This window comes from Kocuria sp. HSID16901 (genome assembly GCF_003989425.1).
Lineage (GTDB): Bacteria > Actinomycetota > Actinomycetes > Actinomycetales > Micrococcaceae > Rothia > Rothia massiliensis.
Window position 1 is genome coordinate 1 of the sequence record NZ_RBLM01000010.1, and the last position, 21,077, is coordinate 21,077.

The 21,077-nt window shown below is 61.7% G+C and carries 17 protein-coding genes and 1 tRNA gene; 11 read left to right on the forward strand and 7 right to left on the reverse strand.

Going from position 1 to position 21,077, the window contains the following annotated elements; genetic code table 11:
• Positions 1 to 518: 518 nt before the first annotated feature.
• Positions 519 to 1,655: an alcohol dehydrogenase catalytic domain-containing protein gene (locus tag D8M21_RS10420; RefSeq protein ID WP_048683251.1), complete on the reverse strand. Its 1,137-nt coding sequence runs from the start codon at positions 1,653 to 1,655 to the stop codon at positions 519 to 521.
• Positions 1,656 to 1,800: 145 nt separating this feature from the next.
• On the opposite strand from D8M21_RS10420, the gene D8M21_RS10425 reads away from it, so the two are divergent.
• Together D8M21_RS10425 and D8M21_RS10430 are read left to right on the forward strand one after the other, a co-directional pair.
• On the forward strand, positions 1,801 to 2,619 hold the full coding sequence (locus tag D8M21_RS10425) for an N-acyl homoserine lactonase family protein (protein WP_048683252.1): 819 nt from the start codon (positions 1,801 to 1,803) through the stop codon (positions 2,617 to 2,619).
• A 110-nt stretch (positions 2,620 to 2,729) separates the two neighbouring features.
• On the forward strand, positions 2,730 to 3,005 hold the full coding sequence (locus D8M21_RS10430) for a hypothetical protein (RefSeq protein ID WP_202975624.1): 276 nt from the start codon (positions 2,730 to 2,732) through the stop codon (positions 3,003 to 3,005).
• An 82-nt stretch (positions 3,006 to 3,087) separates the two neighbouring features.
• Here the strand turns inward: D8M21_RS10430 and D8M21_RS10435 are convergent.
• Positions 3,088 to 3,174 (reverse strand) — tRNA-Leu (locus D8M21_RS10435).
• 348 nt (positions 3,175 to 3,522) lie between these two features.
• Here D8M21_RS10435 and D8M21_RS11530 point away from each other — a divergent pair.
• The 7 genes from D8M21_RS11530 to pknB are packed head-to-tail and all read left to right on the forward strand — an operon-like array spanning position 3,523 to position 13,850.
• Positions 3,523 to 4,581, forward strand: coding sequence for an FhaA domain-containing protein (locus D8M21_RS11530; RefSeq protein WP_053090033.1), 1,059 nt, complete (start codon positions 3,523 to 3,525; stop codon positions 4,579 to 4,581).
• A complete protein-coding gene (locus D8M21_RS10450; RefSeq protein WP_048683259.1) occupies positions 4,581 to 5,078 on the forward strand; it encodes an FHA domain-containing protein FhaB/FipA in 498 nt (165 codons plus the stop codon). The genes D8M21_RS11530 and D8M21_RS10450 overlap by 1 nt, the downstream gene beginning before the upstream one ends.
• 5 nt (positions 5,079 to 5,083) lie before the next feature.
• Positions 5,084 to 6,880, forward strand: a complete 1,797-nt coding sequence (locus D8M21_RS10455; RefSeq protein WP_048683262.1) for a PP2C family protein-serine/threonine phosphatase — start codon at positions 5,084 to 5,086, stop codon at positions 6,878 to 6,880.
• Positions 6,877 to 8,373: an FtsW/RodA/SpoVE family cell cycle protein gene (locus D8M21_RS10460; RefSeq protein WP_082156893.1), complete on the forward strand. Its 1,497-nt coding sequence runs from the start codon at positions 6,877 to 6,879 to the stop codon at positions 8,371 to 8,373. Before D8M21_RS10455 ends, D8M21_RS10460 begins: the two co-directional genes overlap by 4 nt.
• Complete coding sequence (locus tag D8M21_RS10465; RefSeq protein WP_048683265.1) at positions 8,370 to 9,812, forward strand: peptidoglycan D,D-transpeptidase FtsI family protein; 1,443 nt, start codon at positions 8,370 to 8,372, stop codon at positions 9,810 to 9,812. The genes D8M21_RS10460 and D8M21_RS10465 overlap by 4 nt, the downstream gene beginning before the upstream one ends.
• Complete coding sequence (locus tag D8M21_RS10470; RefSeq protein ID WP_048683268.1) at positions 9,809 to 11,653, forward strand: protein kinase domain-containing protein; 1,845 nt, start codon at positions 9,809 to 9,811, stop codon at positions 11,651 to 11,653. Before D8M21_RS10465 ends, D8M21_RS10470 begins: the two co-directional genes overlap by 4 nt.
• A 10-nt stretch (positions 11,654 to 11,663) precedes the next feature.
• Positions 11,664 to 13,850 (forward strand): Stk1 family PASTA domain-containing Ser/Thr kinase, encoded by a 2,187-nt coding sequence (pknB, locus tag D8M21_RS10475; protein ID WP_048683272.1) that lies wholly within the window; start codon positions 11,664 to 11,666, stop codon positions 13,848 to 13,850.
• Positions 13,851 to 13,922: 72 nt separating this feature from the next.
• On the opposite strand, the gene D8M21_RS10480 is transcribed toward pknB, so the two are convergent.
• On the reverse strand, positions 13,923 to 14,855 hold the full coding sequence (locus D8M21_RS10480) for a hypothetical protein (RefSeq protein WP_048683274.1): 933 nt from the start codon (positions 14,853 to 14,855) through the stop codon (positions 13,923 to 13,925).
• An 88-nt stretch (positions 14,856 to 14,943) separates the two neighbouring features.
• Between D8M21_RS10480 and D8M21_RS10485 the strand changes: the two genes are divergently transcribed.
• Entirely contained in the window at positions 14,944 to 15,681 is a 738-nt protein-coding gene (locus D8M21_RS10485; RefSeq protein WP_048683277.1) for a hypothetical protein, read from the forward strand.
• A 29-nt stretch (positions 15,682 to 15,710) separates the two neighbouring features.
• Here D8M21_RS10485 and D8M21_RS10490 read toward each other — a convergent pair whose 3' ends face one another.
• A complete protein-coding gene (locus D8M21_RS10490; RefSeq protein WP_065424325.1) occupies positions 15,711 to 16,118 on the reverse strand; it encodes a hypothetical protein in 408 nt (135 codons plus the stop codon).
• A gap of 46 nt (positions 16,119 to 16,164) precedes the next feature.
• On the opposite strand from D8M21_RS10490, the gene D8M21_RS10495 reads away from it, so the two are divergent.
• Entirely contained in the window at positions 16,165 to 16,647 is a 483-nt protein-coding gene (locus D8M21_RS10495) for a MarR family winged helix-turn-helix transcriptional regulator (protein WP_161800294.1), read from the forward strand.
• Here D8M21_RS10495 and D8M21_RS10500 read toward each other — a convergent pair.
• From D8M21_RS10500 to D8M21_RS10510, 3 genes are all read right to left on the reverse strand, one after another.
• The gene (locus D8M21_RS10500; protein WP_126855853.1) at positions 16,616 to 18,070 is read right to left on the reverse strand and encodes an amino acid permease; all 1,455 of its coding nucleotides are present in this window, start codon (positions 18,068 to 18,070) and stop codon (positions 16,616 to 16,618) included. The genes D8M21_RS10495 and D8M21_RS10500 overlap by 32 nt on opposite strands.
• A 173-nt stretch (positions 18,071 to 18,243) precedes the next feature.
• Positions 18,244 to 19,584 (reverse strand): 4-aminobutyrate--2-oxoglutarate transaminase, encoded by a 1,341-nt coding sequence (gabT, locus tag D8M21_RS10505; protein ID WP_048683286.1) that lies wholly within the window; start codon positions 19,582 to 19,584, stop codon positions 18,244 to 18,246.
• 29 nt (positions 19,585 to 19,613) lie between these two features.
• Positions 19,614 to 21,044 (reverse strand): gamma-aminobutyraldehyde dehydrogenase, encoded by a 1,431-nt coding sequence (locus D8M21_RS10510; RefSeq protein WP_048683288.1) that lies wholly within the window; start codon positions 21,042 to 21,044, stop codon positions 19,614 to 19,616.
• Positions 21,045 to 21,077 lie beyond the last annotated feature (33 nt).

Below are 21,077 nucleotides of genomic sequence, written 5' to 3' on the forward strand. Positions count from 1 at the left end.
ACGGTCGCCTCGAGCACCTGCGTGGCCTGGCCCTCGGCTTCCGCAACCTCACCAACTACATCGCCCGCGCACTCCTCGAAGCCGGCGGATTCAGACCACACCTACACCCCGAATTGTGAAGAGCCACCAAACCGATCACTGGCGCAATCACGAGCCATCCCGCCAAAATCGAGGCGATTCCCAATACAAGGCTCGCGGTGCCCAATCCCGTGTCATTATTGACCACCGGCACCAAATGTTCCCGGTGCGGCCCTTGCTCGGGTGCGTATTGATCTGTCATGTCCAATGTTTCGTTGCGGTTCATATTGACAGAATATGTTGAGGGAGCGGCCAAAACATCCCACCAGCCCATAAACCCCTGGTAGAGCTAGGTAGTATTTTGGAAATGTCTAATCTTGCAATATATCTCGCTAATCCGAGCCTCATGGATGAGCAATTTATCTAAACTCATGACAAACAGAGGCGACGCCTGGGGATTAATCCCCGCCTCTCATTGTCACGCCTCCGTTGCCCTGACCTCAGTTTTGAGGGTCCCGCCCGTCGTCGAAGATGATGACCTGGCGGATGGCCTTGGCGTCCGCCAGGGTGTCCATAGCTTCATTGATGTCTTCGAGAGAGATACGCGAGGAGACCAGCTCTTCAACCGCAAGCTCACCCTTACGCCACAGATCTTCGTACCGCGGGATGTCACGTGACGGCACGGCGGAACCCAAATAACTCCCCATGACCGTACGGGCTTCGGCCGTGAGAACCACCGGGTGAATCACGGATTCGGCCTTCGGGCTGGGAAGTCCAACGGTGACCGTTCGCCCACCGACCGCCGTGGCCTCGAACGCGGTCTCGAAGGCTTTCGGATGACCCGCGGCTTCAATCACCAGATCGGCCTTGATTCCCTGGTCAGCAACCTGCGCTGGGGTGTACGTTTCATCGGCCCCGAGTGCCGTGGCGCGAGTGAGCTTGTCCTCTTGGGCGTCGACCGCGATGACTCGCCCCTTTTTCAGTCCGACGGCAGTGAGCAGGGCGGCAATCCCCACACCACCCAGACCCACCACCATGATCGTTTCGCCATCTTCGGGCTGCCCGGCATTGACGACGGCGCCACCGCCGGTGAGTACCGCACAACCCAAGGGCGCAGCCGCTTCGGCGGGAACGTCCGCACCAATCTTGACGACGCTGGCTTGGTTCACCACGGCATGGGTTGCGAAGGCGGAAACCCCCAAGTGATGAAGGACTTCCGAACCATCGGGGCGGTGCAGACGAACCACATGCTCCCCGCCAGGCAAGTATCCCGCGTTATTGGTCTCGGTGCCCCGGGAACAGGGTAGTTTGCCGTTGGTCCGGCAGTTGTCGCAATCCTCGCATCGCGGCAAGAAGACTGTGACCACGTGGTCCCCAACTTCGAGACCTTCAACCCCAGACCCGACTTCTTCGACAATCCCGGTTCCTTCGTGCCCCAACGCCATCGGAAGGGGCCTCGGCCGATTGCCATCCACCACCGAGAGGTCCGAGTGGCACACACCCGCGGCGGTCATCCGAATGAGAACCTCTCCCTGCTGCGGCTCATCTAATTCGAGCTCTTCGATCGAAAGGGGGCGGGACTCCGAGAAGGGGCGCTCGGCGTCCATGGTGTTAAGTACAGCCGCACGAATTTTCATAACAGTTCCTTCCGAGCCACCACCGATTTGATGTGGCCTGAATCTCACTATATGACGATCAGCTACAAAAATATGTAGGTTGACGAAACGCTGGTCGGCTGGAAATGTGGCTTAAGTCATATCTTCGACAGAAGGCAGAAAACCGATGGACATCAAAGCGCATGTACTCCACTCGGGCGACATGGAGGCCGACTATACGTGGCTCCTCTTGAAGCCGGACCGCATTATCAAGCCAGTTCAAGAGAGAAACACCCCGCGTGAGTTCGGCCTGGTCCCCACGCACGCCATCCTCGTCGAAACACCAGAAGGCCGCATGCTGTGGGACACCGGCGTTCCACGCGACTGGGCCAAACGCTGGGAGCCCACCACCTTCGACCGCTTCTTCCCCGTGGTAGACGACGCCGAAGACCCCGAAGCGGGATACCTCGACCACAGTCTCGCCCAGATGGGATTGACCACTGAAGACATCGATCTACTGGTCCTCAGCCACCTGCATTTCGACCATGCGGCCAACGCCAAAGCTTTCGATAACGGCAAGACGAAAATCGTCACCAGCTCGGCCGAACTCGAAGGCGTCAAGGGCATCACGGGCTACAACCAAGGCGCCCACATTCCCTCCGACTACGAGGGTCTGGACATCGGCGGCATCGACGGCGATGAAGAGATCCTGCCCGGTGTCAGCGTGATCCAAACACCCGGCCACACGTGGGGCACCATGTCTCTGATGCTGGATCTGCCCAACGACGGCACCAAAATTTTTACGTCCGATGCCGTCTATATGCGCGACTCCTGGGGACCGCCCGCCGTCGGCGCTGCCATCGTGTGGAACAACTTGGCCTGGCTTGATTCGGTCGAGAAGCTCCGCAAGATTGCCCAAGAAAAAGAAGCCGAAGTTTTCTTCGGTCACGACGCCGACCAGGCCGCCAACGACATTCGTTGGGCGCCGGAGGGGTTCTACTCATGATCCTGCACGACTTCCGCTGTGGACGGGACCATCGCTTCGAAGCTGGGCTGGCCTCCATGAACGCGGACAATCCGCCGTGTCCTATATGCCAGGCCCCCACTCGGAAACTCATGTCCGCCGTCCATATGGGCAATTCTGCGGACGCCGGACCGTCACGGGAGCAAATGCCGCACAGTTGGGAAAGTATCGGTGGCGGTCATCCCGACGCCGTCGCCCATTGGCGACGCACCATCGAAAAGCGCGAAAAACTGGAAGAAAAGTACCCCGAGCTGGCGGGCGACCGTCGACCAGTCCTGGCTCATGAAGGGATCTTCGCAAAAAGGCCGCTCCGCGCGGGCGACGATATCCAGAAGGCGACTCAGGAAGCCCTGACCAACCAGGAGTGAATCAGCGGCAGGGGGTGGATAGGCCGCTGGACGACAAAACGGCTGGCCATTAAGCATCTCGCTTGATGGCCAGCCGTTGTGTTGGTGCGCGAGGGGGGACTTGAACCCCCACGCCCTCTCGGGCACACGGACCTGAACCGTGCGCGTCTGCCAATTCCGCCACTCGCGCAAGTGACTCGCGCTCCGAACATCCGGACACGCGAAAGGCAACGTTGAACATCTTACCCAGAGGTTCCAGAAGGTGTCTAATCCAGGTCCTGGTGTCCTTAGCCACGTATTGACCGGTCTCACCGTCCTGCGCAACGTGGCCGAGACCAGCCATCCACAGCCCTGGATGGACCCGACGCGAATGCCGTCAAATCCACATGCGGCCTGCATTCATAGGCAAGTTCCGCCTTTCACCCTCTATTCAGACTGGGTCTCTACTATCCTAGGGATCGAGGCCGTACGCGGTGGCGGTGCCCCATACCCAGAATTAGGGTTGCCCGGGCCGTGACCGATAGACCAGGAGGCAACCATGGGACTCATTGAAAACGTCGAGCGTGGCCTCGAAAAGGCCGTCCGAGGCGTCTTCAAAGCGGGGTCAAAAGGCCGGATCGAGCCGGTAGACGTCGCCAGTCGCTTGCGTTCCGAAATGGACAAGAAGTCCTACGCAATCGCAGAGGGCCGCACCATCGCGCCCAACGTATTCACCGTCGAATTCTCCGACGCAGACTTCCCCCGCGCCCAAGACTGGGGCTATGAACTCGCTGAGGAACTCTGCGACGTCGCGATTCGCCATGCGCGTTCCCAGGGATACACCTTGCGCGGCGCCGTCCGCGTGACCTTCACACGCACCAAATCCGATGAGTTGCAGAAGGGCGAATTCCTGGTCCTTTCTTCTCAGGAGCGCTCGGGGCGCTCCGCCGGACAGGGACGCGGTAGGGCAAGTGCCGCGGCATCGCCGGCCCGGCAGCAAACGCGGTACAACGGCGGACAGGACTACGGCCGCCGCCCCGAATCCCCCGTGGGCCGCCAGGCCACTCAAGCACCCACGGACCGTTCCGAGCACTATGCTCCCGGTGGGGCCCCGGATTACGGCCACTCCTCCGATGCCGCATATGCCGCCCCTGTGGCCGCTGCTGCGGCGTCGAATAGCTCGCTTCCGAGTGGGTCGTCGCGCATCGCCCCTCGTACGCCGAGTAGGCGTGATCAGGCCCAGCAGTATTCCTCGCCCGACGCCACCCAGGTCATGAACGCGCCCGGCGGTCACGGAGCGTCTCGCCGCAGCCCGACGAACTACAAGCCCGTTCTTGATATCAATGGCCAGCGCTTCTCGATCCAGGCGACCTCGATCGTTTTAGGACGCTCCTCGGAAGCCGACATCACGATCGAAGACACCGGAGTCTCCCGGCGTCACCTGGAGATTCTTAATCAAGACGGCGTCTTCCTCGCCGTCGATCTTGGGTCCACCAACGGATCCACCATCGACGGCACGCGCTTGCGTGGACGTCACGAACTTGTGGACGGAACGGTCATTACAATGGGGCGAACCAAGATCACCTTCCGTTTGCTAGCACCGAGGAGTAGTCACTAATGGCCTCAGAGCTGACCGTAACGCTCCTCAGATTCGGGTTTCTCGCCCTTCTTTGGGTTTTTATTTTCGTGATCCTCGCAGGACAACGCCGGGATCTCGGCATCGGTCAAACGTTGAGATTCACCTCCCTACCGGGACGCCGTCGTAAAAAGTCGTCTTCCAAGGCGCCGACGACCACCGGATCGCAAAAGCAACAGGCACCCAAGCGTCCGAGCCGCCTGACCATTGTTCAAGGCCCCGGATCCGGCACGATTCTCGATATGGGCGAATCCCCGGTGATGCTCGGGCGAGCCCAAGACTGCACCCTCCCCCTCGACGACGACTACTGTTCCGGACACCACGCACGCCTCTTCCCGCAAGGATCCCGCTGGTTTTTGGAAGATCTTGGGTCCACCAACGGCATCTTTGTCAACGGTCAGCGCCTCACTCGCGCGAGCCTCATCGAACCGGGCGTTCAGTTCACCGTGGGTAGAACCGTCTTCGAACTGAGGCCCTGACTTCGATGAATATCGCCTTCCGCTACGCCGCGCGTTCCGATACCGGTCGCGTTCGCAGCAAGAACGACGACTCCGCCTACGCGGGTCGCTACCTCGCCGTCGTCGCCGACGGCATGGGCGGCCACGTGGGCGGCAACGTCGCGTCCGCTTCGACCGTCCTGGATCTGACCCCGCTGGACCGTAGCGACTACGACGGCGATGCCGGAACATTCCTCGCCGACGAGATTCAAACGGCGAACATCATCCTGAACCAGCTCGTGAAGCTCAATCCCCTCCTGGCCGGGATGGGCACCACGTGCACCGCACTCCTCGTCGACGGCGACGAACTCGAGCTTGCCCACATCGGCGATTCGCGCGCATATCGGCTCCGCGGGGACACGTTTGAGCAGATCACCACGGACCACACCTTCGTGCAGCGGCTGGTCGAAGAAGGACGTCTGAGGCCTGAGGACGCCGAGAACCACCCCCACAAGAACGTCATCATGCGGGTGCTGGGCGACACGGATGCCTCCCCCGAACTCGAGCTGAAGCGTGTGGACGCCCAAGTCGGCGATCGCTGGCTATTGTGCTCCGATGGTCTCTCGGGTGTTGTGTCCGACGAGGTCATCAAGTCTTTGCTCGGCTCCTCCAACGACTTGCAGCATATTTGCGAGTCCCTGGTGGAACTCACGCTCGACGGCGGCGCACCAGACAACGTCACCATCGCGATCGTGGAGGTCAACGAGGCATCCAATCTCGCGAATGCCGTCACGAGCCGCCTGGACGCCGTCGGTCAAGATAGCCGCGCCGACGAGCACCAAGAGGGCGTTTCCGAGGAGCCCCAGCCCGAGGGAATGCCAGCCAGTGCGGGTGTTTCGGCCATCGATGATTCCGGTAATGACGTGCGGGACACCGATCAGGAATGGCCCAAGTTCCTGGATGAGGATTCCTCCACCGCCCCCTGGGAAGAAGAGAACCCCGAGACGGGCGCGAGCGACATCTCGCAGGACGATTCGGACGACGACCCCGTCCGTGCCCCCTGGCGACGTCGACTCCCGCGCCAACATGGCGGGAAGCCAGGCCACACCTTGCGTCACGGCCGGTGGCGCGGCGATTCCTTCTCGGATTCCGTCCTTAACGTGATGACCCAGCGCTCCGGTATGGACCTCGAGGAAGCGCAGAAGCAGGACGAGAGCACGGCTTCCGTCCTGCGACGCGAGCTCTCCGAGCGCCCTCACCTCTTGGTCGGGGCCGCGGCATCCGCGACGCACACCGGGCAGATTCCCACCGTGACCGACTCGACCGTGCAACGGCGAGCCACCCTGGCCCGAACCACGTCGATCGATTCCGACGAGGGCGAAGAGATTCCCGATGAGCTCCTCGAGGAGATGGACCATCCGAATCGCCACAAGCGGCGATGGGGACTTGCCCTCTTCATTTGGGCGTTCATCGTGGTGTTGCTCGCGGGTGCTGCATGGGCGGGTCTCGCCTGGGTCAATAACCAGTACTACGTCGGCGAGAACGACGGTAAGGTCGCTATTTACCGTGGGGTGGACCAGTCGCTCGGACCGATCCATCTCAACAGCATCGAGCAAGACACCGACGTCAAGGTCAAGGACCTTCCGGAATACTCGAAGAGCCGAGTGACCAGCGGTATTCACGCGAATTCCGTGGACGAGGCCAAACGAATCATTTCCGACCTCAGCCTCGACAAAGATTCCACCTCTGCGCGACCCACGCCTCACGGCACGGTGTCCAGCGCGGCGCCATCCAGTAACGGGCAACCATCCAATTCCAGCGGTTCAGGAGGGGACGGCTCATGAGCACCCAAACTCACAGTGCGCACAGCGCCGACCAAATTTCCCCCGAGGAACCGCAAGTGCCCAAACCTCGGCGGTTCTTCGAGCTCTTCCTGTTGCTCATTTCCTGGATCATCGGCATTGGGGCCATGTGCCTGGTGGACCTCGAACGGACGGCCGCATGGGACGGCCACATCATCGGAGCCGCCCTGGTTCTGATCGTGGGATCCCTGCTGATTCACGTGATCCTGCACGTCAAAGCCAAATATGCGGACCCCTTCATCCTGCCCATCGTCGTCGTGCTCAACGGCATTGGATTGACGATGATCTACCGGATCGACCTCACCACGACGTCATCCGTCATCGGCTCGCAGACAGCCTGGAGCGCCTTCGCCATGGTCGGTTGCGCAGCGGTCCTCTGGTTCCTGACCAACCACCGAATTCTCCTGCGAGTCACGTACATCTGTCTCGCCGTCTCGATCTTCTTACTCCTGCTCCCCTTGGTTCCCGGCCTGGGTCAGGAAATCAACGGGGCGCGCCTTTGGATCGCCATCGGCGGCCGGACCTTCCAGCCAGGCGAGATCGCCAAGATCACGCTCGCTATATTCTTTGCCGGCTATCTTTCGGCGAACCGCGACCTGATCTTGCTGGCAGGGAAGAAGATCGGCAAGGTCCGTTTGCCGCGGTTCCGGGACTTCGCACCCTTGTTCGTGGCGTGGCTCGTGAGCATCGGGGTCTTGGTGGTTCAGCACGACCTCGGCTCGGCGATCCTCTTCTTTGGCCTTTTCCTCGCGATGCTGTATCTCGCGACCAACCGCCTGACCTGGGTGGTCTTGGGACTGGTGATGGTCGCCGTCGGCCTCGTCTTGGCCTACAACACCATTAGCCACGTAACCGTCCGCATCGACTCATGGGTGCATGCCTTCGACCCTGCGGTGTACAACCAGCAAATCGGCGGATCCGGGCAGATCGTTCAAGGACTGTTCGGTCTGGCTTCTGGAGGGCTCTTTGGCAGGGGGCTTGGCAACGGACGGCCGGACCTCGTCTCCTTTGCGAATTCGGACATGATCATCACGACGATCGGCGAAGAGCTGGGGCTCCTCGGCCTCGGCGCCATTCTCATGATGTTCCTGCTCCTGGTGTCGCGAGGATTCCGCGCCGCGATCGGCACCCCCGATGCCTTCGGCAAGCTCCTCGCGGCCGGCCTATCCGCCGCCATGGTGTTGCAGCTCTTCGTCATCGTCGGAGGCGTCACGCGTTTGATCCCTCTGACGGGTCTGACGACGCCGTTCATGTCTGCCGGTGGTTCATCGTTGCTCGCCAACTGGACTATTGCCGGTCTACTCTTGGCGATCTCTCACTCTGCTCGGTCGCCGCGCGTGGTCAACGACGACGCGCAATCCGAGCCGATCGCCGACACCGGGGAGCTGGGTGCCACCGCAGCCATCTCCCGCCTTGGAAAACCCACTCATGAGGAAACTGCTTCTTCCCCACATTCAGCAGGAGGTCACTCGTGAACCAGGCCATTCGTAGGACGTGGCTTGCTGCGGCAGGAGTATTCATCCTGCTCGTCGGTTCCCTGACATACGTTCAGTACTTCCACGCAGACGCGCTGACGGCGAACCCTTGGAATAGCCGCCAGCTTTACGACGAGTACGGTTCTGCGCGCGGTTCGATCCTGGTCAATGGGTCTCCCATCGCTCAGTCCGTGCCCACCGACGACAGCTTCGGCTACCAACGGCAATACTCCCAGACAGACGAGTACGCCGCCCTGACCGGGTATTTCTCCATGGTCTACGGATCCACTGGTCTCGAATCCGCGCTCAACGACGAGCTCTCGGGCAAGTCAGATTCGCAGTTCTACGACCGCATCGCCCAAATGTTCTCGAACCAAGAAACTCGCGGTGCCTCAGTCGAACTGACCATCGACCCCAAGCTTCAAGCCAAAGCCACCGAGTTGATGCAAGGTCACAAGGGTTCCATCGTCGCGATGAACCCGAAGACGGGCGAAATCAAGGCCATGGTGTCGACGCCGAGCTACGACCCCAACCAGCTCGCAGCGCACGACTCCAAGTCAGTGATTCAGGCGTACTCGGAACTGAACCAGGATCAAGATAAGCCCTTGTTCAACCGTTCGATCGGCGGGGACCTCTACTCCCCTGGCTCCACCTTCAAGATCATGGACGCCGTCGCCGCCCTGGAATCCGGGAAGTACAACAAAGATTCCACGCTGGACAATCCGCAGAACCTCCCCCTGCCCGGCACCAGCACTACTTTGCCGAACTACGTGAATGGCCAGTGCAGCACACGCGACAAGGCGTCCATCCAGTGGGCCCTGGAACAGTCGTGCAACACCCCGTTCGCGCAGATCGCAATGGACCTCGGGGAAGATAAGATTGCCAAGACAGCTCAAAATTTCGGGTACGGCCAAAAGCTCAACATCCCGATGAGCGTTACTCCATCCAACTTCCCCAGTGGCATGTCCAAGAGCGAGCTTGCGTTGTCTTCGATCGGTCAGTATGACGTCAAAACCACCCCTCTTCAGGTGGCAATGATGTCCTCCGCCATCGCCAATAACGGCGTCCAGATGAAGCCGAACATGGTGAAAGCGGTTCGGTCCAATAGCCTGAGCACCCTGTACGATTTCTCGGCCGAGCAGTTGCGGCAGTCAACGTCCCCCGACGTGGCGCATCAGGTCCGTGACTGGATGGTCAGTGACGTCGACAATGGCATCGCTTCCGGCGCCAAGATCGACGGCACCAAGGTGGCCGGAAAGACCGGTACGGCCGAAACTGGAACCGCAGGAAATAACGAAGCGTGGTTCACCGGATTCGCTCCGGCCGACGATCCGCAGCTAGCTGTTGCTATTGTCTACGAAGACGTAGATGCGGTCACCGGTGCCCAACTGACAAGCCCGGGAGCCAAGCAACTCTTTGAGGCGGTGTTGAATCAGTGAGGCCCTCATCTTCCACGACCCTCGGCGGTCGCTACGGCCTGACCGAGCGCATCGCCGTCGGTGGCATGGGCGAAGTCTGGAAGGCCAAGGACAAAGTCCTCGGTCGCATCGTCGCCGTGAAAATTCTCAAGGAGGAATACACCGGCGATCCCGGATTCCTCGAACGTTTCCGGGCGGAGGCGCGCCACACGGCGTTGCTTAACCACCCCGGTGTCGCCAACGTCTTCGATTACGGCGAAGAAGAAGGCTCGGCATACCTCGTCATGGAGCTCGTTCCCGGCGAACCGCTGTCGAACATCATCGAGCGGGAGAAGACGCTCACCGCGGACCGAACGCTGAACATCATCGCCCAGACCGCACGAGCTCTCGCTGCGGCACACGCACAGGGTCTCGTGCACCGAGACGTCAAGCCCGGCAACATCATGATCACGCCCGACAACCGCGTTAAGGTGACCGATTTCGGCATCGCGCGACTGGCGGATCAGGTGCCGCTCACGGCAACCGGCCAAGTCATGGGCACGGCTCAGTACCTTGCCCCGGAACAAGCCACGGGACAGACCGCGACCGCGTCGTCGGACCTCTACTCGTTGGGCATCATCGGGTACGAGTGTCTCGCAGGGAAGCGCCCGTTCACCGGCGAATCCCAGATTGCGATCGCACTGGCCCAGGTCAATGACCCGCCGCCGCCGTTGCCGAAGTCTGTGCCGGTTCCCGCTCAGGCCATGATCATGTGCCTCTTGTCCAAGGACCCGGAGCAGCGGCCGGCCAATGCGACGACGCTTGCAAGCGCCGTCGACGCGATTCGCCGCAATGACCTCAAGGCGGCCGTCAAGGCCGTTCCGGGCCTCTCGACCTACCTGCCCATGAGCACGGATACCGGTGTGACCCAGCCGCTCACGGCCCCAACCGAGGCCATGAATAACGGGGGCACCACCCGGTTCGGCTCGGGCGCCTCCGCCGCCGGCTACCAGACTCAGCCGACCACCTCGCAGTTGCCGACGGTTGGCGAGCCCCGGTCCTTGAAGTACCAGGGCGACTACGCGGATTCTCGAGACTCCAAGTCGTCCAAGGGGTCCGCCGTTTGGAAGTGGCTCGTCCCGGTGCTGGTCTTGCTCCTCGCAATTGGCTTGGGCATCTGGTGGATCGTCCAGGCAGGCTCCGGAACCGGGGCAGAGGCGTCGCCGGGGACCAACGGCACCGTTTCCTCGGCAGCCTCGTCGACGACGTCGTCCCAGGAGCCTTCAGGATCGAGTTCCAGCTCGACCAAAATGGTTTCGGTGGACGTGAGCAAGTACAAGGGTAAGAAGCTCGACGACGTCGTCTCTCAGCTGGCCAGCCTGGGGCTCACGGTGCGTTCCGAGGGCCAGAATTCAGACCAACCCGAAAACTCAGTGCTGGATGTTTCCCCGAGCGGCGAGGTTGCCGTGGGATCCAACGTCACGGTGGTGTACTCAACGGGACCTGAAACGGTGAGCCTTCCCAGCTCCATGGTGGGGCAGAACGCGGATTCCGTGATCCAGGAGATCACCAAGATGGGTGTCAACGTCACACGACACGAACAGGCCTCGAATGAGCAGTCTGCCGGCAAGGTCATCCGTACCACGCCCGCGGAAGGCACCAAGGTGACTGTCGGCTCGAACGTGGATGTTTACGTCTCGACGGGATCGGATTCGACGCCAACACCGACGCCGTCCTCCAGCCCCTCGCAGACCGCGAACCCCACGCCGTCGTCAGCAAGCACTTCGCAGTCCTCCAGCCCGAACGCTGCAGGACAGAAGCAGAATTCTTCGAACCAACAGGGTGAGCAGGCCGCAGGCACCACCCACGGAACCAACGGGTGATGGAATCTCTATGACAGTGCGCGTCCCTCGCATTCTCGATAACCGGTACGAGCTCGGAGAGATTCTTGGCTCCGGCGGCATGGCCACGGTGTACGCCGCGGAAGATACCCGCCTAGGTCGCCCGGTAGCCATCAAGGTGTTGCGACCCGAGCATGCCAAAAACGCCGTGTTCCGCACCCGGTTCCGCCGGGAGGCTGAGGCCATTGCGTCGCTGAACCATCCGACCGTCGTCGCCGTGTTCGATACCGGCACCTTTCGGCCCATGACGGCCGAGGAAGCCCACGCCGACCCTGATGCGACCGCGCCCATGCCTCAGGTCAAGGCGGACACCCTCGAAGGTGACGACACCATTCTGAAAGATCAGGATGATGCCGACGCCGTCCCCTACATCGTCATGGAGCGTCTCAGCGGAACCACGTTGAAGGCCGCGATGTCCCGCGAGGGTCAATTCCCGTTTGATCACGCCCTGAGCTACGCGGATGGCGTGTTGGACGCCTTGCGCTACAGCCATGAGCACGGCATCATTCACCGCGACGTCAAACCCGCGAACGTGATGGTTTTGGACCGCACCGAAGAGGACCGTGCCCTCGACCGACCCTCACGCATTAAGGTGATGGACTTCGGCATCGCCCGAGCGATGACGGAAAGCGCCAAGCCGCTCACCGAAGCCCAGACCATCATGGGAACCGCCCGCTATATCTCGCCCGAGCAAGCGCGCGGCGAGACCGTCGACGAACGTTCGGACCTCTACGCGGTGGGTTGCCTTCTGTATCAGATGCTCGCCGGGCGTCCCCCTTTCGAGGGCGACTCCAGCGTCGACATTGTGGGGAAACACCTGCGCGAAACTCCCGCTCCGCCGAGCGAATTCCGCAAGGACATCTCCCCCGCCCTCGACGCGCTCGTGCTCAAGGCCCTCGAGAAAAACCGGGCCGACCGTTTCCAGTCGGCCGAGGATTTTGCGTACGCCCTCGACAACGCCTCACACGGCATCAGTGTTGACCACGCCGGTTCCAACGAGGAAGAACCGACGCAAGCGATCGGCGGGGTCACCGGAATTGCCGCGGGAGTCGCCGCTGCCGGTGCGGGGGCTGCGGCGTCGCGGGCCGCCGACAGACACGAACAAGCCAACGATGACGAAGCCTACGAATCCTCACTGGTCTCGAGCGAAAACGCCGGCCCGGACGACGACTCCGGGTACACCACGAGCGACGGCTCAGAAACTCAGATGGAAGACGCCAACGTCTCCGGTTTCTTTCCGTCGGCTCAGGACGAGTACACCGACGAGGAACTCTACGAGTACGAGCGAAATAAGGCCCTTGCGGCGAAGAAGCGACGCCGTACGGCCTGGAAAAACGTGATCCTCGGACTCATCATTTTCCTGCTCGCGGCCACGGCCTTGGGAGCTTGGCTCTACTACCAAAACCAGCTCAATAAGCCCGTTTACGTGAACGTCCCAACCGTCGCGAATCAGGCCGAACAGCAGGCCGAAGACAACCTCCGCAATGAAGGCCTCAAGGTCAACGTCAAGGAAGACTTCTCCGACAAGGTCGAGTCCGGCCACGTGATCGGCACCGACCCGGTCGACGGGACGCAAGTCGAGAAGGACTCTACGGTGACGTTGAAGGTCTCCAAGGGACCTTCCTCGGTGACGATTCCCGATGACCTCGCGGGGCAGTCCGAAGCATACGTGCGATCCCGGCTGGAGGAGTTGGGGCTCAAAGCGGGACGAGTACAAAACGCCAATAGCGCGTCGGTTCAAGCCGGCATGGTGATCGGGACCGAACCCAAACTCGGTGGTCAGGCGGCCGCCGGGAGCACGGTGGATCTGATCCTCTCCACTGGCAAGGTTCAGGTTCCGAGCGTCGTCGGGCTCAACCGTGACGCCGCCATTGCCACACTGACGAGCCAAGACACCTTGCTCTCGACGGAAATTGTGAACCAAGATTCCAGCGAACCCGCCGGAACCGTGATTCGGCAGTCGTCCCAGGCTGGCACCTCGGTCCCTCAGGGATCGACGGTGACGATCACCGTTTCTTCCGGCCCCAAGGCGACCCCGGCGCCTGCGCCGTCGTCGTCCCCATCGTCAGGTTCCTCTTCGGATAACAATTCGAATGACAACTCGAAGCCGAGCAGTAGCCCGTCGTCTTCGGCTCCGGAGCCATCCAAGTCCTCGGAGCCGAAGCCCAGCAAGAGCTAAATCGGGCTGGTAACTAAACCTCTTGAGGGTGACGACGTCGGGTAGTACATCGACGTCGTCACCCTCAGCGGTTTAAGCGGGCTTCGGTCCATTCGTGGGATCTTCGACGCGTGTCGAGTGAGGCCTGCGCAGGTTGGATGCCGGGGTTTCCGGTCGGACCAAGTCGATTCGACGGGTTGCCAGTTCCTCGCGAGACGCGGCCTTGGAGAAATCTGTCTGAGAATCCTGCGCCGGGGTCATTCGACCGGCCGCTTCGGCCCGACGGATGGTGAGTTCCTGGCCCATGAACCACAGGCGCAACACGATCGTCGTCACCCATCCCGCAACGATCACCACGAGCGCCACAGCGAAGACATATCCCCTCGCCGATCCCAAGGCTTCAAACCAACTCAGGATGCCGGCGGCGATGAGCACGTACATGGTTCGACGACTATTCATCGGCCCTTGCAGGAAGGTGCCGATCTCCCCCAGTTCCCCTAGGGCCGTGAGGTACGGGGCGACGACGGCCAGCAGGGCTGCGGTCCAGGCTAGGGTCAGACCGGTGTCGAGATGATCCGACGTGAGCCAAACCTGACGTGTGGCAGCGCCCGCGGCAAGCAGCAAGAGAACATCGGCGGCCGCGTCGATAAGGTTCACCGGAATGTCTCCGATGCGACGGTTCCCCGCCACTTTGGTTCGGAGCGATTCCAGCACCACGTTTCCCGCAAGCCGGAGCCCCAGGAGGATTACGGCGAGCAACGACCACCAGAATCGCGCTAGGTCCGATCCGGCCCACGCGCTGAGGGCCAAGGTCAGCGCCGCCAAGAGCCCGCTTCCGGCGGCCACCAGCGATAGCTTCCGTGGCGGGATTCCGGCTCGATGGGCTGCATCGGCGACCTTCACTAAGGCATGTCGCGTGTTGTCGGGAATTCCGCGGCCCACGGATTCCACCGTCTCCCAAGGAACGGAGACTCGGGCCCAGGGCGCGGTTCGAGGTCGGTCAGTGCGGCGAGTGCTCTCCTCCATGACTCCTGCTTTCTGCGGACGAGCGATTGATAGGTCCAGCATAAGCGGCGGGTAGGGTGAATGGAGGACACCAATCGAAGGAGCACAGATGGGGTTTGTCCCGAAAAAACAGAAGCGTCGCAGCGAGTGGCAGATCTCCCTCTCGCCGGACGAGACCAAAAAGCGCCGTCACGAGGCCAAAGAACGTCAGAAGGCCGTCGCCGAGCGATCCACGAGGTCGCGAGGAACGCACAACGGCTCCGCGAAGAACGGCTCGAATTCTGCTCGCTCGGGCGCACTCCGCGCTCATGTGGTGGCCTTCGGCCTCGGTATCGCCGACGGTGCCTTGGGCGTCATCTCCCCCGAGGTGTGGACCACCAACCTCGCGGTGCGTCATGCCCGGCGCGGGCTCTCCGCCACCATCTCAGCCACGGCGGGTTCCCTTGTGGGAGGCGCACTGACGTATTACCGCGCCCAAGAACTCGGCAAGCGCCGCACCCGCAATGAATTCTTGGACCGTCCCGGCATCACCGCCGAAACACTCTCCCTGGTGGAACGTGAGTCCAAGAAGTACGGTGCTCGCGCCGTAATCTCCGGGCTCGTCGAAGACATTCCGTACGCCGCCTATGCCCGGGAGCAGGGCCTTCGGGATGCGGATCTCCAGGAATTCTTGGGCTGGTCCGCTGTCAACCGACTGACCCGCTTTGGCGCACTGACCGCAGGAACCGCCGTCGCCTCAGGTTTAGCCCACGGCCTGGCCCCTCGCCTCACGAAAGTGGCGGCACCCGTAGCACTCAATGCCGCATGGATCGCCTATTACAGGTGGCGTTGGACCAAGTCGGCGTAACCGCACATCGAGGGCTCGTGGCAGGGCATCTAGGCCTGCCCGAGCCCTCGATCCGTTTCTGAGCCCACAGTCATCAGGGTGACCTCTTGAAGCTCGAGGAACCGTCCGTCCTGATCTCGACGCGCGAATGCGTACACTTCCTGAACGGTCGATTCGCCATTCCTCTTGTGGATTCGGAGGATGTGGTGATCCGCGTACCGCTCACCCTCGACGAGTTCACTCGCCACGGTGATATCCATGCTTTCGACGACGTCGCGCACCCTCGAAAGATGGGAAACGAATTCATCCCGGGTTGACCACGACCCATTGGTCCGTTGCCGGTAGCCCCGGGCGAAATACGTCTCAACGATCTCTTCGAGGGGCACCCGCCGTTGGTTGAATATCTCATCAAGCATCTTTTTCATCAGGGGCCGGCCCACCTCAGTTATGTGCATCATGCACAGAACATATCAAATATGTGCATATTGCACATATAATTCGGCTATGTCACAGGAAGCACATGAGATCTCCGCAGCGCTAGGTGCAATACTCAACCAAGGTTTCAGAACGTCCCTCTACGCCGAACTCACCGCCGGAATTCACGAGGGCTTCGATGCGGGAACGTACACGACCCTGAGCGCCTTGGAGCGCTGTCTCGGAATAGAGGAGTCCGTCAACGCGGCAACGGTGGCCCGTCACCTGGGCCTCGACCGCAGCGTCGTGAGTCGCCGCTGCTCGTCCCTGGCCGCGCAGGGTCTCCTCCGGGTCGAGCGTTCTCCGGACGACGGACGTCAAGCGCTGCTTTCCCTCACCCCTGCGGGTCATGAGGCGATGGACATGGCTCGTTCTCGGCTCAGGAGAGCTATCGACGCGCGAACGTCGGGGTGGACGGCCGACGAGAAGACTACGTTCGCAAGACTTTTGAAGCGCTTCACCGACGACGGCCCACTGCGACTCAGCCGCGCTGAGTCGCCTTCCGCTTCTTAAGCCCGCGACGGACGAGGGGCCAGAAAATCAACAATACGAGGGTCGCAATGAGGCTCGTCCACACCTGGCTCCGGCCATCCGGCGTGGTCAGCATGACCACCAGAACAAACGCGACGCCTGCCATCAGAAGCAGGTTGAGCCACGGGTGGAACCACACCTTGAGTTTGAGCCCCGCACGCTCTTCGGACGTCATCTTGCGGCGCAGGTTCATTTGCGTGAGCGCAATGAATACGTACACGAAGAGTGCGACGAGTCCCGCGGAATTCATGATGAAGTCGAAGACACCGGAATCCGGTGCGGCGAAGTTAACGATGGTGGCCACCACGCCACCGGTCGTCGAGGCCAAGAGCGCCATATAAGGGACGCCTCCGCGAGAACGGCGGGTCACAAATTTGGGCGCGAATCCCTGGTCTGCGAGGGCCGCGAACATGCGCGAGGCCGAATAGAGGCCGGAGTTCAACACCGAGAGCACAGCCGTGAAGATGATCAGCTGCATCACCAAGTCGGCCCCGGGAAGCCCAAACTTCGCAAAGGCCAGGGTATACGGAGCTTGCGAAACGTCGCTCGGCACCGGGAGTTCATCCCACGGAATCACGGCGGTAATCACCAGGACCGCACCCACGAAGAACAACAGGATGCGCCAAATCACCGTGGACGTGGCCTGCCGAATTCCCTTGGCGGGGTCCTCGGATTCGGCCGCGGCCATCACGGCGATCTCGGTCCCGAAGTAGGAGAAAATCACCAAGGCGACGCCGGTAAAGGCCACCCCGAAACCGTGCGGCGCAAATCCTCCATGTTGCCAGAGGTTACCCACCGAGAAGTCCGCGTGCGGCCACCATCCCAGCGCGAAGAGCACGCCCACCACGAGGAAGACGACAATGGAGATGACTTTGATGCTCGCGAGCCAGAACTCCACCTCGCCGAAGGTCCGCACCGAGATCAGGTTGGTGCCCACGAAGAGCGCCAAGAGGGCGAAGGATCCCGCCCAGGCCGGAATCGCCGGGAACCAGCCGTGGAGGGTCTCTCCGCCCAGAACGGACTCGTACGCGAGGACGCCCACCCAGAAGTACCAGTAAAGCCAGCCCACGAGGTAAGCCGCCCAGTCGCCGAGCCCTTCTCGCGCGTACTCCATGAACGAACCGATGGCCGGACGCGCGGCCGCCATCTCGCCGAGCATGCGCATCGCGAGGAAAACCAACAAGCCGCCGATGAGGTACGAGACCACGGCGGCTGGGCCCACAGATCGGATGACGTTGCCGGAGCCCACAAAGAGGCTCGCGCCGATGATTCCACCGAGGGTAATCATCGTGACGTGTCGCGATTTGAGCTTGTGTCCGTTCGGTGCACCGGACCGAATACGGCGAGCAGTAGAACCCATCGAGGTTTGAGGCGAAACGGGCTCATCATAGGGGGAATGACTCATGGAGGATATTCTGGTCAATTTGCACGGCCCCTGTCGCATTTTCTTGAAAATATTTATTGATGACGTGCGCCCACTTGCACATGACACGTCCTTTTACTTCACATACGTCGACGGTGCGCTCCCTCCCTCGGAAGGTCGCGCACCGTCGTCGTGATGTTCGGGGCTTCTCGGGCTTAGACCGAGCGGATGCCCTCCACGAGAACCGCCAAGGCCTCGTCGAGGAGGTCGTCGCCGATCGTGAGCGGGGGAAGCAAACGGATGATGTTTCCGTACGTTCCACAGGTCAGGATTACGACGCCGCGTTCGAGGCAGTAGGCCGCAATATCCTTCGCGGCTGAGGGATGCGGCTTTTTGGACACGGAATCCGAAACCAGCTCCACGGCCATCATGGCGCCACGGCCACGCACTTCACCCACGATGTCGAGTTCATCGACCAACGGTTCGAGCGCGCTGCGAACCGACTTCTCAATAGAGGCGGCGCGTTCGTTGAGGTTCCACTCCTCCATGGTCTCGATCGAGGCCAAGGCGGCGGCGCACGCAACGGGGTTGCCGCCGTATGTGCCACCCAGGCCACCGGGGCCCACGGCGTCGAGCAGATCGGCACGGCCGGTCACCGCGGACAACGGCATGCCTCCCGCGATGCCTTTAGCGAGCGTCACCAGGTCGGGTTCGACTCCCTCATGATCGACGGCGAACCACTTACCCGTGCGGCAGAATCCCGCCTGCACCTCGTCGGCAATGAACACGATGCCATTTTCACGCGCCCACTCGGCCAGTCGAGGCAGGAAACCTTCCTCCGGAACGATGAATCCGCCCTCACCCTGGATGGGCTCAATGAGAATCGCGGCAACGTCCTGTCCGCCGATTTGCTTCTCGATCTGCAAGATCGCGCGCTCGGCGGCTTCTTTCCCGTCAATCTCCGCGGGTTCGCGGTACGGGTAGCTCATGGGCACGCGGTACACCTCAGAGGCGAACGGACCGAACCCACGCTTATAGGGCGCGGCCTTGGCCGTGAGCGCCATCGTGAGGTTCGTCCGGCCGTGATACGCGTGGTCGAACACGACGACGGCGTTGCGCCCGGTGGCCGCTCGAGCCACCTTGACGGCGTTCTCCACGGCCTCGGCACCGGAGTTGAACAGCACGGAACGCTTCTCGAAATCACCGGGGGTGACTTCGGCGAGCTTCTCCGCCACCGCAACGTACCCTTCGTACGGGGTCACCATGAAGCAGGTGTGCGTAAAGTGCTGCGACGCCTCTTGAACGGCCTCGACGACCTTCGGGGCGGATGCGCCGACCGAGGTCACGGCGATGCCGGAGCCCAGGTCAACCAGCGAGTTTCCGTCGACATCGACGATCACGCCGCCGTCGGCGTCCGCAGCGTACACCGGAACGGACGAGGCCACGCCGCCCGGCACAACCTTGGCGCGGCGATCAGCGAGGGCCTTCGACTTGGGGCCGGGGAACTGCCCGTTGAGTCGGATCTCCTGAGGGAGACGGTATGAAATCTCGGTCATGAATGAAGCCTCTTTCTGGCGAAGTACGGTTAGGCGCTGAGGTCGTGCATCACGTGCTTGACGCGCGTGTACTCTTCGACGGCGTACATGGACAAATCCTTGCCGTGGCCGGAATCTTTGAATCCGCCGTGCGGCATTTCCGCGGCGAGCACCACGTGAGTGTTGACCCAGACGCAGCCGAAATCGAGGTCACGGGAGACCCGCATCGCGGTTCCGTGATTCGAGGTCCACACGGAGGAGGCCAAGGCGTAGTCGACGTCGTTGGCCAGCTCGAGGGCCTCTTCCTCACTCGTGAACGTCTGCACGGTCAGGACCGGAGCGAAGGTCTCTTCCTGAACGATCGGATCGTCTTGGCGGACGCCAGAAATCACGGTCGGTTCGATGAAGAAGCCCTTTTCTCCCAGCTGCTTGCCGCCGCATTCAACGACCGCGTGCTCGGGCAGGTTTTCGAGCTTACCCATGACGGTGCGGAAATGATTCACATTATTGAGGGGGCCGTAATAATTCTCGGCGTCGACCTCGGAACCGGTCTTGGTCGCCTTGGCGGCCTTGACCAACAATGCGGTGAACTCCTGAGCTACGGACTCCTCAACGAGCACTCGGGTCACGGCGGTGCAGTCCTGCCCCGCGTTGAAATATCCGAACTCCGTGAGCATTTGGGCCGTGCGCTCGAGATCGGCGTCGGCGAAGACGACTGCGGGCGCCTTGCCGCCGAGCTCCAAATGGGTCAGCTTGAGGTCCTTCGCCGCAGACTCAGCGACGGCCCGACCAGCCCGAACGGATCCGGTGATCGCGACGAGGCGAGGGGTCTTGTGCCCCACCACCTTGGCGCCCACCTGTCCGTCGCCCAACACGATATTCACGACGCCGGCGGGGAAAATCTCCGAGATCAGCTCGGCCAGAACGAGGGTGGATTCCGGGGTGGTGTCGGAGGGCTTGAGGACCACCGTGTTCCCGGCGGCCAGTGCCGGCCCGAGCTTCCAAATCGCCATGTCCAGCGGGTAGTTCCACGGAGTGACCTGTCCGACGACGCCGATCGGCTCGCGGCGTACGTACGAGGTGTGGTCCTCGACGTACTCCGTGGCGGCCTTCCCCTCGAGGGCACGGGCAGCACCGGCGAAGAACCGGATCTGGTCTGCGCCTCCGGTGACCTCCTCGGAGAGGATGGTCTCCCGGGGCTGCCCGGTGTTTCGGTACTGGGCGTCGGCCAGACGCTGGGAGTTGGCTTCCATGGCATCGGCAAGGTCCAGCAACATTTTTTGACGTTCCGAAGGAGTCGTCTTGCGGAAGGTCGTGAAGGCCTTCGCGGCCGCGGCGTAGGCGGCGTCAATGTCCTGATCGGTCGAAATCGGGGAGACCGCGACGGTCTCACCGGTGACGGGGCTGACGATGTCGAGGGTCTCCGTCGCGGAAGATTCCACGAATTCGCCGTTGATGAAGTTCTTGAGTCGGGTGACCATAAGGTTCCTCCTACTGAATATCTGGGTGAAAGT